The following is a 13,366-nucleotide window of genomic DNA, read 5'->3' as shown; positions in this document are numbered from 1 at the left end:
CTCAACGCAGCGGCGAGGCGGCCGACGCCGGCGCCCGACGGCGCGCGGCGGGTTCGGCGGCGTCCCGGTACACCCGCACATAGTCCACCACCATCTCCTGCGGCCAGCGCGTGGACGCGTCCGGCGCGCCGGCCCAATCCCCGCCCACCGCGAGATTCAGCACGATGAAGGCCGGTTCTTGCAAGGCGCTCCAGCCGTCGCCGCCGTCGGTTTTCATCGTCACCGTCTGATAGAGTCGGCCGTCGACGAAGTAGCGGATCGCCGCCGGCGACCACTCCACGGCGAAATCGTGGAAACGGTCGTTGAACCAGCCCAGATCCGGCGTGACATAGGAGGCCGACGCCGTTTGCACCGTCCCGGCCGGCGCGCCGGGCTTGGGCCGGTGCGCGCTGCCCCAGACGGTGGCGTTTTCCGCGCCGGCCTCGCTGCCCACCATTTCCAGGATGTCGATCTCGCCGTAATGCGCGGGCTGATCCCAGCGCTGGTTCAGCATCCAGAACGCCGGAAACATGCCCTGGCCGTAAGGCAGCTTGATGCGCGCCTCGATCCGGCCGTAGCGCCAGGCGGCCTGGCTGCGCAGGCGCGCCGAGGTATAGTCGCGGCCGCCGTAAGCCTGCCGCCGCGCGGCGATATGCAGCGCGCCGTCGCGCACGGCCACATTGTCTCCGGCGGTGTAGTACTGCAGCTCATGCAGGCCCCACGGGCCGGGGCCGGATTCCAGCCGCCATTTGGCGCCGTCCAGCGCCGCGCCGTTGAATTCGTCCTGCCACGCCAACTGCCAATTGGCCGCGGCTGCGCCGCCGCTCAGCAGCGCCGTAATCGCGGCGGCTGCCGCCATCTTGCTTTTCATCGCTCATCTCGCGCGAGTTTGTCGAGCGCCCAGCATAGCCGGAAGCGAGAGCGGCGCAGCGCGGCCGCGCTTGGCAGTTTTACCAAGCGCGGCCAGGCCCGCGGCTTAGAGCCTGTTCAACGCCGTATCGCTGAAGCGCGGCAGACATTGAACCGCTGCTTAGAGCCGCTAACAAAAGCTCGCAGAGAACCTGAGCCAAGGCGCGCCGACGCAGGCAGTACAAGTCGTACGACAAGGAGGCGCAACGCGGGATCAGGGGTTTTGTTAGCGGGTCTTAGAGCCTGTTCACGATCTCGCGAGCAAGAGCGAGACAAGGCAAAAACGAGCGAAAAAGCGGAATGTACACGTGGTACATGAGCATTTTGAGCTTGTTTTTAACGCGGTATCGCCGCAGCGCAGTAGATCGTGAACAGGTTCTTAGGAGCAATTCGAGTTCAGGCTGGGATAGGCGGTATTCAGGATCCACTTGCCCTTGCTGTTCTTGGCGTAGCGGAATGACAGGAAAATGGGCTGCCCTGCGGGAAACGGGGTGGACAGGGTGCAGACTCCGGCCGCGTTCACCTCCTTGCAAGTGCTGGGCAGCGCGCCGGGCCAGCCCTTGGGATAGAGGGTGCCCTCCGGCACGCAATCGGACTCCGCCGCCCGGGTGCCGCATATGGCCGGTTTGGGGCCTTTGGGCCCGGGATAACCCTGCCAGGTGGTGAAGGCGGCCTTGAACTGGTCCCAGCTGTCGAACTGCGATTTGCCCGCCTGGGTGGGCTGGCCGTGGATATGGATGCTGACATGGCCTTCCATCGCGGTGTTGTCCGCCATGGATTTGACGCTGGCGTTCACATCCGGGGTGACGCGGCAATCCGCCGCCTGAACCGGCGCAGCGGACAACAGGCATAGGGTTAGCGCTGTCAGCGCGGCGCCGGAACAGATTGGGAGGAGGCGATTGGACATGAGGGAATCCTGAAAACGTCGGGCGCGCAGGCCCGATGGGGTTTTTTAAAAGCGGGCGGCTGTAAGTTATTGCGCCAACAGGGCATGACGCGATTTATCGTTGAAGATTAATGCAAAAGGCATTAATGATGCCTGCGCTTTGGGACAGGTGGCGGGCGAGCGCTGTGCGCCGAAGCCTGGCTGAGGAGGCGTCCGGCGTCGGTGGCGCGGCCTTGAGAACGACTTCCGCGCGGGGCGGTGAGGGAGAGGAGTGCTTGGGCGATATTCCGGGGCGGCTGAGGCCGGCCATGCGCCAAGCCGCCGTCTCAGCCGCAAGGCCCCGCCTCGGCCCGGCTTGCCGGGAAGGGCGTCCTACTGGCGGCTCCGCTCCCAGGCGGCCTGGGTTTCCAGGAACAAGCCGTGCAGCCGGTATTTGTCCCAGATGAAGGCCGTTTCCTTGGCGAACAAGCCGGCGCGCAAAGCCTGCCTGAGCTTGGCCAGAATCGCCGGCGGCGTGTCCGGATGGCAGATCAGCCAGCGCTCGGCCGGCGTCAGCGCCAGCGCCTTGCGCGGTGGCGGGCCGTCCTCCGGCGCGGGCGGGGTGTCGCTGACGAAGACCTCCAGCCGCTTGGCCGCCAGCATTTTGAAACCCAGCGCCGGTTTGGCGATGGGGATGTAGCTCAGTTGGGCGGAACTGAGCAGATCGCGCGCTTCCGCGATGTCCACCGTGCCCAGGGTCATGCCCTGCATATCGCGCAGATTCTTGAACGGCGCCGCGTTGCCGCGGGCCACGTAGGCCTGCAAGACCACCGGCGAGATGGCGGCCACATAGCTGACGGTTTCCGCCTTGCCCTGGTCGAAGTTCACATCCAGCGCGCAGGTGTTCTTCTCCGCGGCGGCCAGGAAATACGCGCGCTTGGCCGGCACGCCTTTCAGCGCCACCTCCAGCCCGGCCTTGGCCGTCAGGTAGCGGAAAGCGTCGGCGTAGGGGCCGCCGAGGCCGTCTCGGGCCGGCGTCAGATAGGGCGGATGCGCGTCCGCCACCACGGTCAGCAGCGGCTGGGCCTGGGCCAGGCAGGCGGCGCCGGCCAGCGCCGCCGCCAGCTGTCTGAACGCGGGCGGCGGGCTCAAGACTTCACCAGATCCACCGGCGTGCGCACAATGCTCTGCATCTCGCTTTGCGTCAGCCGCTTGTTGAAGGATTCCAGCCCCAGGCGGATGGCGTACTCCGCCTGCAAGGCCGGGTGCTGGTCCGCGGTGGCGTAAATGCGCTTGGACGCCAGCAGCGCGGCCATCTCCGGGATATTGTCGTAGCCGCCGATCAAGACCTTGCCGTCCCGCTTCAATTCCGTCACCGCCTGCGCCGCGCCAATCGCCATATTGTCGTTGCCGCACAAGAGCGCGGCCAGGTCCGGCGTCTGTTTCATCAGCTTCAGCGCCGCCGCCCGGCCGGCGTCCCGCTCCCAATCGCCCCAGGCGAGGGCGGCCAGCGTCATATTGGCGCTGGCTATCGCCTCCCGGTAACCGTCGCTGCGCGCCTTGGCGTTGATGGAGCCGGGCAGGCCCTCGATGATGGCCGCCTTGCTGCGCGGCTTCAAGGCCCGCAGCACATAGTCACCCACCGCGCGCGCGCCGCTAAAATTGCTGGGGCCGACAAAGGGAATGTTGACGCCGTGGCTGGCCAGCGCCCGGTCGTCCAGCTTGTTGTCCAGATTGATCACCAACAGGCCGCTTTGCACCGCCTTGATCAGCGCCGGGATGATGGCGCGGGAGTCCGCCGGCGTGATCAGCAGAATCTGCTCGCGGCGGGCGATGCAGGCTTCAACGATCTTGATCTGCCCGGCCAGGTCGGTCTCCCCCTGCACCCCGTCTATCGTCAGCTGATAGTCGCCGTTGTGCTGCGCGTGGTGCCTGCGCGCGCCGGCCGTCATCACGCTGAAGAAAGGGTTTCTCAGTGATTTGAGCACCAGGGTCACCGCGGGCTTCGTCGCGGCCGCCGCCAGCCGGGGCCAGGCCAGCAGGCCCAGAGATGCCAGTAAAAACGCGCGCCGCCGCATGGAGCTCCCCCGCCTGTCGAATGAATGCGCCGGCAAGCCGCCGGCCAGGCCCGGCCGCGCGGCCAGGCTCAAGGATATGGCTTCTTTATAGAGCACAGCGGGGAGGGCGGCAGGAGCGGACTATCCATGCGTTTGAGGGGTTTGGCCTCACCCTCGTCATCGATGGGCGTCGTCATGATGGGGGCAGGCCAAGCTCTGCCGCAGCGGCGGCTGTTATGGAAACATGGCCGTAAAGGACGCTTGGCGGGGGCGTGTGGAGTGGCGCTTGAGTGTTTACCCTAATCCCTGCAAAATCTAGCACCTACTCTCTAACAATTAATACATTCCGCCGATGAACATTTCTCTTTCCCTCGCGCTGCGCGCCTGCGCCGCGTTGTGCTTGTCATGGCCCGCCGTCGCGCCGGCCAAGTCCTTGCCGGTTCAGCCCGTCTCCACCGTGGTCGCCGACTATCTGCAACAGGCCAAGGCCAGTCAGCAGCCGGCCGAGCTGCTCAGCTCGGTGGTGGAAGACGGGGTGGAGGTGCGCATGTACCGGATGGTGTCGCAGCAATGGCCGGGAGCCGGCAGCGGCATTGGGAGCAATGCGCCGCTGTGGGAGCAGCAGTACAAGCTGGTCCTGCCCTTGACGCGCAAGCCGGGCGCGCCGGTGCTGCTGTACGTCAACGGCGGCAGCAATCACGCGCAGCCGCCCAAACTGCCGGACCGCTTGCCGGCGGAAGCGCTGGCGCGCGATCTGGGCGTGCCGGTGGCCGAGCTGTATTTCGTGCCGAACCAGGATTTGCAATTGGACGAGCAGCCGGCCGGCCGCGAGGACGCGCTGGTGGCCTATACCTGGCGCAAAACGGTGGATCAGCCGCAGGCGGAGCGTTTCAGCTCCCTGCATCTGCCGATGACGCAGGCGGTGAGCGCGACGATGGACGCCTTGCAGCGCAGCCTGCCGGGCAGCGAGCGTTTCGTGGTGGCCGGCGCGTCCAAGCGCGGCTGGGCCGCTTGGCTGGCCGGTCTGAACGATAAGCGGGTGAGCGCCATCGTGCCGGTGGTGGCGGATTTCTGGAACGTGCGCGTCAACTTCACCCACGTCTACAACAGCTACGGCCAGCAGTGGCCGGCGGCGCTGCGCGATTATCAGCGCAACGGCATCACCGAGGATGTGCTGCAGGGAGGGCCGGGTTTGGACGCCTTGTTGCGCTTCGAGGACGTGGTCAATTACCGCGCCGGCATGGCGCGTTTGAGCAAGTATATGATTTCCGCTTCCGGCGACGACTTCGCAGTGCCGGATTCCGCCTGGAGCTATCTGCCGGATTTCGCCGGCCCCACCCAGCTGCGCTATCTGCCCAATCAGTCGCACTATGTGAAGGGCGATCAGATCGGCAAGGCCTTGCGTCAGTTCATGCGCCGCTGGCTGGCCGGCAAGCCGATGCCGCGGGCGCAGGTGGACGCGGACCCGGCCAGCGGCCGGCTGCGCGTTAGCGTGGCGGAGCGCGAGGCGGGCAAGGCGACGCTGTGGCTGGCGCATAACCCCGCGAGCCGGGATTTCCGCTTCAATTCCGGCATCCGTTATCAGCCCAAGGCGATTGAAGGCCAGTGCCGCCGCGGCAACTGCCGCTTCGAGTTCAAGCCGGACGCCTCGCTGCCGGGCTGGCAGGCTTATTTCATCGAGTTCGAGGGCCAGGATTTCGCCTGGAGCACGCCGCCCTTGGTGTGGCCGCACGCCTATCCCAACGGCGAGCCGGTGCCGTTTGGCGCGCCGCGTTTGCAACTGGGGCGCTGATCGCGCTTGGGCGGGCGGTTTGGCCGCCTGCGCCAGATCTCGAAGCCGGCTGAGCCGGCTTTTATTTTTCTCATGCTTTGTATTTTTTAGTCCAATCTGGATTTTTTTGTTTACATTTTGGATTTCAAGGTCTACTCTGGATTAATTGATCCAACACGAGTGCCGCCATGCTGTCCCGTTACCAGTCCATCGCCGACGCCATCGCCACCTTGTTCTATCCCTATGCCGAAGTGGTGCTGCACGACCTGGCCACCCAGTCCGTGGCCTATATCGCCAACAATTTCTCCAAGCGCGAGCTGGGCGACGATTCCGGCCTGGACGAACTGGAAAACACGCCGGACGCGACGGTGATCGGTCCTTACGAAAAACTGAACTGGGACGGCCGCAAGCTGCGTTCCATCAGCGTGGTGCTGCGCGACGACGCCGGAGTCGTGCTCGGCATGATGTGCGTGAACCTGGACATCTCGGTGTTCGAGGGCGCGCGGGCGGCGCTGGACCTGTTCCTGTCCGGCAGCAAGCTGGTGGCGCAGCCGGCCTTGTTGTTCGAGGACGACTGGCAGGAGCGCATCAACCGTTTCATTCACGGCTGGCTGCAACAGCGTCAGCTGAGCCTGTCCATTCTCAACCGCGAGCACAAGCGCGAGCTGGTGGAGGCGCTGCTGCACGAGGGCGCGTTTCGCGGCAAGAACGCCGCCAACTACGTGGCCAATGTGCTGGGCATGGGCCGCGCCACGGTTTTCAAGCATTTGAAAGAGCTGAAGGAGCAAGCATGACACTGGATTCCCTGTTCGACGCCATCGCCGCAGCCCACCAGGCCATCCGCCCGCAGGCGCGGGTCACGCCGCTGGAGCACAGCCCGGCCTTGTCCGCCCTGACCGGCTGCGAGGTGTATCTGAAGTGCGAGCATCTGCAGCGCACCGGCTCCTTCAAATTCCGCGGCGCCAGCAACAAGCTGCGGCTGCTGGACCCGGCGGCGCGGCGGGAAGGGGTGATCGCCGCGTCCACCGGCAACCACGGCCAGGCGGTGGCCTTGGCCGGCGGCCTGTTGCAAGTGCCGGTGACGGTGTACGCGCCGGCGTCCGCCGCCGCGGTGAAGCTGGACGCCATCCGCGCGCTGGGGGCGGAGCTCAAGCTGGTGGACGGCGGCGCGCTGGAGGCGGAACTGAGCGCCGGCGAGGCGGCGCGGCGGGCGGGTCTGCCCTTTGTGTCGCCGTACAACGATCTGGACGTGGTGGCCGGCCAGGGCACGGTGGGCATGGAACTGGCCGAGCAGTGCCCGGAGCTGGACGCGGTCTTTGTCTCCGTGGGCGGCGGCGGCCTGATTTCCGGCATCGGCGCGGCCTTGCGGCGCCTGGCGCCCGGCGCGGAACTGGTGGGCTGCTGGCCGGAGGCGGCGGCTACCATGCACGCCAGCCTGCAAGCCGGCCGCATCGTCGAGGTGGACGAGGGCGACACCCTGTCCGACGGCACCGCCGGCGGGGTGGAGCCGGGCGCGGTGACTTTCGAGCTGTGCCAGGCCTTGATCCGCCATTGCGCGCTGGTCAGCGAGGCGGAGATCCGCGCGGCGCTGCGCTTGCTGGCCCAAAGCGAGCGCTGGATGACGGAGGGCGCGGCGGGCGTGGCGCTGGCCGGCCTGTTGCGGCAGGCGCCGCGCTACCAGGGCAAAAAGGTGGCGGTGGTGCTGTGCGGCCGCAACATCGTGCTGGATAAGTTTTTGAAGGCGGTGTCATGAAAACCTTCAACAAGGATGAAATCCTGGCGCGGCTGGATCTGGAGCGGGCGGAAGCGCTGCTGCGCCAGGGTTTCATCGCTTATTCCGCCGGCCGTGCGCAACTGCCGCCGGTGCAGCATTTCGCCTTTGCCGCGGCCAATGGCGATTGCTGCGTGAAATCCGGCTATGTGGAGGGCGAGAGCCTGTTCGCGGTCAAGGTGTCGTCCGGTTTCTACGACAATCCCAAGCGCGGCCTGCCCAGCAATCAGGGCCTGGTGCTGTGCTTCTGCGCCCGCACCGGCGCGCCGTTGGCGCTGTTGCGGGACGAGGGCTGGCTCACCGCCTGGCGCACCGCGCTGGCCGGCAGGCTGGCGGCGCGGGTCTTGGCCCCACGCCGGGTGGAGGCGATAGGCATTGTCGGCACCGGCTTGCAGGCGCGGCTGCAATTGCGCGCCTTGCAGGCGGTGACGCCATGCCGGGAGACGTGGGTGTGGGGGCGTTCCGAGACCGAGCTGGCGGCCTTCGCCGCCGAGTTCGAAGCCGAGGGCTACCGTGTGCGGACCACGCTGGACGCGGAGCCGCTGGCGCGCGCCTGCCGGCTGATCGTCACCTGCACGCCGTCCGCCAGGCCCATTCTGCGGGCCGGCTGGCTGCGGCCCGGCAGCCATGTCACCGCGGTGGGCGCGGACGCCGCCGGCAAGCAGGAACTGGAGACGGAATGGGTGGCCGCCGCGGACCGCATCGTGGTGGACTCCGTCGCGCAGTGCGCGGCTTACGGCGAGGTGTCGCACGCGCTGGCCGCCGGCCTGCTGGAGCGCGAACGCTTGACGGAGCTGGGGCGGGTGCTGGCCGGCGAGCAGGCGGGCCGGCAAAGCGAGGACGAGATCACGCTGGCGGACCTGACCGGACTGGCGGTGCAGGACGCGCAGATCGCCAAATGCGTGCTGGAGGCTCAGGCCTGAGACGCGCTTGACCGTCAAGGGGTTCTCAGAGTCTGTTCAACGTCTCGCGAGCAAGGGCGAGACAAGGCGAAAACGGCTGAGAAAGCGGAATGTACTCTTGGCACATGAGCATTTCGAAGCCGTGCTCACCGTGGGGCGTCTCACGAAACGCAGCAGATCGTAAACAGGTTCTCAGGCCGCGTGCGGGAAACCGTGCACCGGCCGCAAGGGCGGCCGGGCGTGGCCGCCCTGTTTTTGCGCCGCCATCAGAAAGCGGGTGTAGTTTTCCTTGCCCACCTGGCGGAAGTTGAATTTGACGGTGTCGGCAGAGAGCGCGGCGCCGTCCTTGGCCTGCAAGCGGGCGACGATGTCGGCGACCACATTGTCCGCCTGCTGGCGCAGCGCCGAGCCCGCTTCTTTTTTCAGCATCTCGTTGAGGGTGACGATGGCGGGCGCGTCCGCCAGCCCCATGGCGGACAGGGCGGCGGCGTGTTGGCCGAAGTGCCGCCAGACGATGGCCTGGGAGCCCAGCCGCAACACGAATTTGAACGGAAAGCCGGTGCGGATGGAGAGCAGCACCGGGTCTATGCACACCAATTGTTCTATCGAGTTGACGCCCTCGGCCGCCAGCGCGGCGGAAATATTGGCGGTCACGCCTTCCAGCTGGATCAGTTGGTCGTTTTCCTGCGGCTGTTCCTTGGCGTTCAGGTTCAGCGCCACCAGCCGGCGCAGCAGCTTGAACAGGGAGTCCATCGGAAAGGCGCCGACGGCGAAGGCGGCCACGGTCTGCGCGGCGGAGACGGTTTCGGAGTCGCCGGCGGCGCTGACGGCCGCGCCGATGGGAATGGCCAGCATCATGCGCAGCGCGTACCAGTACACGTCCGCCACATTGAGGCTGCGCTTGCGCACGCTCAGCACCATATCGCTGACCACGAACAGATAGGCGCCGGCGATGGCGGCGCAGACGATCTGGGTGCCGAAGGGCAGGGCCAGCTGCCCGTTGACGGCGAGCAGGTAGAGCACGCTCATGCACAGCGTGGCGATCAGCATCAGCATCATGGGCGTGAGAAAGGCGGCGCGGCCGTAGTGCTCGCGGTAGATCTGCTCGAACAATTGCTCGGCGGCGGCCTCCACCTCCTCGTTTTCCGGCAGCGGCCAGGCGTTCAGTTGCGGATGTTTGTCGGTGCGCGGCTGCCAGAACTGGCGCAGATAATAGATCAGCGCGCCGTTGTTGAGCCGGTTGCGGAATTCCTCGTAGCGGGCGCCCCAGCCTATGACCAGGAAGCGGATCATCGGCGCGGCCGCCAGCGCGGTGGTCAGCAGGCCCAGCGCGAAATGACTGGCGTGCTGCGGGCGGGAAAAAGGCTGCGCCATCAGCAGCGACAGCCCGTACAGCGCGGCGATGTCCAGCAGCAACAGGCCTGCCCACAAGCCGTGATATTTCAGGTTTTTCATGATGGCCTCGCTGATTGGCGGCGTGGCTACCATGGTAGTTCTCCAGCGTAAAATCGCACTCCGTACGAATAACTAGCGCGCCGACCGGTGGCTACCTTATCAAAAGTAGTGTTGAATCATTGATGTCCGGCCCCTAGCATCGGCTTCGCGTTTGATTGGCACGCCAATGGCGCGGACTGGACGACGGGCGCCGACGCGCGTGCTCGCCAGACGCTTTCCTTGCCGCCGCTTGCCATCCTCCAGCCGACGTTCACGAACGGAGCCAGACATGCCGGACATCATCGATTTGAGAAGCGATACCCTGACGCGGGTCAGCAAGAGCGACGTGGAGACGCTGGATTTCGCCAAGATCGGCGACGACTGCTACGGCGAAGACCGCTATGTGCGCGAGCTGGAAGCCTACTGCGCGGACTTGTTCGGCAAGGAAGCGGCCTTGTTCATGCCCTCAGGCACCATGAGCAATCAAGTGGGGCTGCGCTGCCTGGCCGGGCCCGGCGACGAGATCGTCACCGAGGTGGGCTACCACATCAATTTCTTCGAATCCTCCGCCGTCAGCGCCAATAGCGGCCTGGTGCTGAATCCCTACCACAGCGCGGACGGCATCCTCACCGCCGACGACGCGCGCCGGGCCATTCACGCCAAGGCGCGCTGGTCCAGCCTGTACGCGGAGCCCAAGGCGGTGGCGATAGAAAGCAGCATCAACACCTACGGCGGCATCGTCTATCCGGCGGCGGAAATGCTGCGCATGCGCGCGCTGTGCGACGAAATGGGGCTGAGCCTGTACCTGGACGGCGCGCGGGTGCTCAACGCTTGCAGCCATCTGGACCTGTCGCCGGCGCGTTACTTGGGGCCGGCGGACATGCTGAATTTCTGCTTCTCCAAGGGCGTGGGCGCGCCCTTCGGCTCCATCCTGGCCGGCCCGGCCCGCAAGATAGAGGCGGCCAAGGTCTTCCGCAAATGGTACGGCGGCTGCCTGCACCAATCCGGCCTGATGGCCGGCATCGCGCTGGACAAGATGCGGCGCTGGCAGCAGGTGACGCAGGAAGACAATGACAAGGCCCGCATCCTGGGCGACAAATTGAGCGCGGCGGCGCGGCTGAAGTACCCGGTGGAGACCAATATGGTGTTCATCGAAGCGGCGGACGCCAAGGCCATGGTGGCCAGGCTGGCGGAGCGGGGCGTGCTGGCGCTGGCCTGGAAACCGGATCTGGTGCGCTTCATCAGCAGCAGCCTGGTGACGCGCGGGCAGGTGGAGCGGGCGGCGGACATCATACGCGCCAGTCTCTGAAGCGCCGGTCTCCCATTCCGGACAATTTCTCACGATAGCGCGGAGCGCTGCCCGCTTTTTCCCGGCGCGGCCGTCGCTTATCGTGGTGGCTGTTTTGAAGCCAAAGGAAGCGATATGTCGAATGTGGAATGCGGCGTGCGGCCCAGCCGCCTGGAAGCGGGCCTGGACGCGCGGGTGGACGCGGTGCTGGAACAGGCGCTGAGCGAGCGGCGGCTGGTGGGGGCGGTGGTGTTGGTGGCCAAGGACGGCGCGCCGGCTTACCGCCGCGCGGCCGGCTGGGCGGACCGGGAGGCCGGCTTGCCGATGCGGGAGGACGCGCTGTTCCGGCTCGCTTCCGTCAGCAAGCCCATTGTTTCCACGGCGGCGATGGCGCTGGCGGCGCGGCGGCGGCTGGACCTGGACGAGGACATTGCCCGTTGGCTGCCGGAATTCCGGCCGCGGCTGGCGGACGGCGCGCCGGCGCGGATCACGCCGCGGCAGCTGCTCAGCCATACCGCCGGCCTGGGCTATCGCTTTTTCGAGGAGGACGGCGACGGTCCCTACGCCCGCGCCGGAGTGTCCGACGGCATGGACGCCGACGGCCTCACCCTGACGGAGAATCTGCGCCGCATCGCCAGCGTGCCGCTGCTGTATACGCCGGGCCAGTCCTGGGGCTATTCGCTGGCCACCGACGTGCTGGGCGCGCTGGTGGAGCGGGTGGCGGACCAGCCGCTGCCGCAGGCGGTGCGCCGCTGGGTCACAGCGCCGCTGGGCATGGACGACACCGATTTTCACGCGCTGGAGCCGGGCCGCCTGGCCGCGGTCTACGTCAACGGCGAGGCCGAACCGTGGCGGATGGAGCAGCCGGCGATTGTGGCGCCGTTCGAAGGCACGGTGGGCATACGCTTTGCGCCGCAGCGGGCGCTGGACGCCGGCGCCTATCCGTCCGGCGGCGCGGGCATGGTGGGCAGCGCCGACGATTTCCTGCGCCTGCTGGAGGCGCTGCGCCAGGGCGGCGCGCCCTTGCTGCCGCCGGAGTGGGTGGAGGAGATGGGGCGCAATCACACCGGAACGCTGGAACTGCCGGAAATGCCCGGCTTCGGTTTCGGCCTGGGCTTCTCGGTGCTGCGCGATCCGGCCGCCGCCGCCTCGCCGGAATCGCCCGGCACCTGGCGCTGGGGCGGTGCTTACGGCCACTCCTGGTTTGTGGACCGCGCGCGCGGCCTGAGCGTGGTGGCCTTCACCAATACCTTGTACGAAGGCATGTCCGGACGCTTCGTCGCCGATCTGCGCGACGCGGTCTACGGCGTGGAGCCCCTCTTGCAATAATTCAACCAAAAATGTAAATTTCAACAAATTGTTGAATTGTGGCGGCCCAAGCCCGGCAAGATTCGAGCTTGGGCCGCTGGCGTGAAGGGGAAACGATGTTGCAATTGGAGCGCTTGGCGCTGCGCGAATTTCGCGCCGAGGATTTGCCCAATGTGTTTTACGGGCTGTCGCACCCGGAAGTGATCAAGCATTACGGCATCCATTACGCCAGCGAGGAGGACTGCCGCGCGCAGATGCGCTGGTTCGACGACATCCGCGCCGACGGCAGCGGCCTGTGGCTGGCGCTGGAAACGCGGGAGGATGGGCGCTTCCTGGGCGCGGTGGGCATCAGCTCCTGGTCGGAACAGCACCATTGCGCCGAACTGGGCTATTGGCTGCTGCCGGAACACTGGGGCCGCGGCTATATGCGGGAAGCCCTGCGCGGTTTCCTGAGGCTGGCTTATCGCCGCTTCCCGCTCAACCGCGTCTACGCGCAAGTGGAAGTGGACAATCTGGGCTCCGGCAAACTGTTGCGTAGCGTCGGCTTTACCCTGGAGGGCGTCAGCCGCGAGTGCGAATGGAAGGACGGCCGCTATCTGTCGCTGGCCAATTACGCCTTGTTGCGCGCGGAGCATGAGGCGGAGGACGGCGGCGATGAGTGAGGCGGAACGCAAATACGTGGCGGTGATCCACAAGCGGCTGGAGCCGGGCCGGGCGATGAATGTGCTGGGCCATCTGGCGCTGGCCCTGGCCTGCCGGCTGCGGCGCGCGGATGCGGCGGCAAACCACGTGGACTATGTGGACGCCGACGGCGGCGTGCACCCGGCGATCTCGGCCGATCCCTTCATCGTGCTGCGCGCGGACAACTCCGCCAAGCTGGAGCGGCTGCGCCAGGCCGCCGCCGAGGCCGGCGTGGTCTGCGTCGACTTCACCGACACCATGGGCGAGGGCGGCAGCGCCGAACAACTGCGCCGCACCGCGGCCACCCCGGCCGCCGCGCTGGAATACTGGGGCGTGGCCTTGTGCGGCGACGAGGCGGCGCTGGGCGCGCTGACGCGCAAATTCAGTCTTTACCGTTGACG

The 13,366-nt window shown here is 66.7% G+C and carries 13 protein-coding genes; 8 read left to right on the top strand and 5 right to left on the bottom strand.

Features of this window, described 5'->3' with window-relative positions:
• Window position 1: 1 nt before the first annotated feature.
• The 4 genes from AB1Z25_RS14000 to AB1Z25_RS13985 form a co-directional block, all read right to left on the bottom strand.
• Complete coding sequence (locus AB1Z25_RS14000; protein WP_486635494.1) at window positions 2–850, bottom strand: glycoside hydrolase family 16 protein; 849 nt, start codon at window positions 848–850, stop codon at window positions 2–4.
• A gap of 417 nt (window positions 851–1,267) precedes the next feature.
• Window positions 1,268–1,795 (bottom strand): hypothetical protein, encoded by a 528-nt coding sequence (locus AB1Z25_RS13995; protein WP_486635493.1) that lies wholly within the window; start codon window positions 1,793–1,795, stop codon window positions 1,268–1,270.
• A gap of 351 nt (window positions 1,796–2,146) precedes the next feature.
• Entirely contained in the window at window positions 2,147–2,905 is a 759-nt protein-coding gene (locus AB1Z25_RS13990) for a hypothetical protein (protein WP_486635492.1), read from the bottom strand.
• Window positions 2,902–3,903 (bottom strand): substrate-binding domain-containing protein, encoded by a 1,002-nt coding sequence (locus tag AB1Z25_RS13985; RefSeq protein WP_486635491.1) that lies wholly within the window; start codon window positions 3,901–3,903, stop codon window positions 2,902–2,904. Before AB1Z25_RS13985 ends, AB1Z25_RS13990 begins: the two co-directional genes overlap by 4 nt.
• A 259-nt stretch (window positions 3,904–4,162) precedes the next feature.
• Between AB1Z25_RS13985 and AB1Z25_RS13980 the strand changes: the two genes are divergently transcribed.
• The 4 genes from AB1Z25_RS13980 to AB1Z25_RS13965 all read left to right on the top strand — a co-directional run bounded on the left by AB1Z25_RS13980 (window position 4,163) and on the right by AB1Z25_RS13965 (window position 8,275).
• On the top strand, window positions 4,163–5,602 hold the full coding sequence (locus AB1Z25_RS13980) for a PhoPQ-activated protein PqaA family protein (protein ID WP_486635490.1): 1,440 nt from the start codon (window positions 4,163–4,165) through the stop codon (window positions 5,600–5,602).
• Between the two features lie 167 nt (window positions 5,603–5,769).
• Entirely contained in the window at window positions 5,770–6,375 is a 606-nt protein-coding gene (locus tag AB1Z25_RS13975) for a helix-turn-helix transcriptional regulator (RefSeq protein ID WP_486635489.1), read from the top strand.
• Complete coding sequence (locus AB1Z25_RS13970) at window positions 6,372–7,334, top strand: threonine/serine dehydratase (RefSeq protein WP_233246696.1); 963 nt, start codon at window positions 6,372–6,374, stop codon at window positions 7,332–7,334. The genes AB1Z25_RS13975 and AB1Z25_RS13970 overlap by 4 nt, the downstream gene beginning before the upstream one ends.
• Complete coding sequence (locus tag AB1Z25_RS13965; protein ID WP_486635488.1) at window positions 7,331–8,275, top strand: ornithine cyclodeaminase family protein; 945 nt, start codon at window positions 7,331–7,333, stop codon at window positions 8,273–8,275. Before AB1Z25_RS13970 ends, AB1Z25_RS13965 begins: the two co-directional genes overlap by 4 nt.
• 171 nt (window positions 8,276–8,446) lie before the next feature.
• On the opposite strand, the gene AB1Z25_RS13960 is transcribed toward AB1Z25_RS13965, so the two are convergent.
• A complete protein-coding gene (locus AB1Z25_RS13960; protein ID WP_486635487.1) occupies window positions 8,447–9,742 on the bottom strand; it encodes a hypothetical protein in 1,296 nt (431 codons plus the stop codon).
• A gap of 235 nt (window positions 9,743–9,977) precedes the next feature.
• On the opposite strand from AB1Z25_RS13960, the gene AB1Z25_RS13955 reads away from it, so the two are divergent.
• The 4 genes from AB1Z25_RS13955 (at window position 9,978) to AB1Z25_RS13940 (ending at window position 13,364) form a co-directional block, all read left to right on the top strand.
• Window positions 9,978–10,997, top strand: a complete 1,020-nt coding sequence (locus AB1Z25_RS13955) for a threonine aldolase family protein (protein ID WP_107799766.1) — start codon at window positions 9,978–9,980, stop codon at window positions 10,995–10,997.
• Window positions 10,998–11,111: 114 nt separating this feature from the next.
• The gene (locus tag AB1Z25_RS13950) at window positions 11,112–12,305 is read left to right on the top strand and encodes a serine hydrolase domain-containing protein (RefSeq protein ID WP_486635486.1); all 1,194 of its coding nucleotides are present in this window, start codon (window positions 11,112–11,114) and stop codon (window positions 12,303–12,305) included.
• A gap of 95 nt (window positions 12,306–12,400) precedes the next feature.
• Window positions 12,401–12,946 carry a GNAT family N-acetyltransferase gene (locus AB1Z25_RS13945; protein ID WP_231462255.1) on the top strand — a complete coding sequence of 182 codons (546 nt, stop codon included), beginning with the start codon at window positions 12,401–12,403 and terminating at the stop codon, window positions 12,944–12,946.
• Window positions 12,939–13,364 (top strand): DUF2000 domain-containing protein, encoded by a 426-nt coding sequence (locus AB1Z25_RS13940; RefSeq protein ID WP_107799763.1) that lies wholly within the window; start codon window positions 12,939–12,941, stop codon window positions 13,362–13,364. Before AB1Z25_RS13945 ends, AB1Z25_RS13940 begins: the two co-directional genes overlap by 8 nt.
• The last annotated feature ends 2 nt before the right edge of the window (window positions 13,365–13,366 follow it).

The organism is Chromobacterium sp. HL1 (assembly GCF_057418835.1).
Note: the sequence above shows the minus strand (reverse complement) of the source record. Positions and strands in the feature narration are given on the sequence as shown.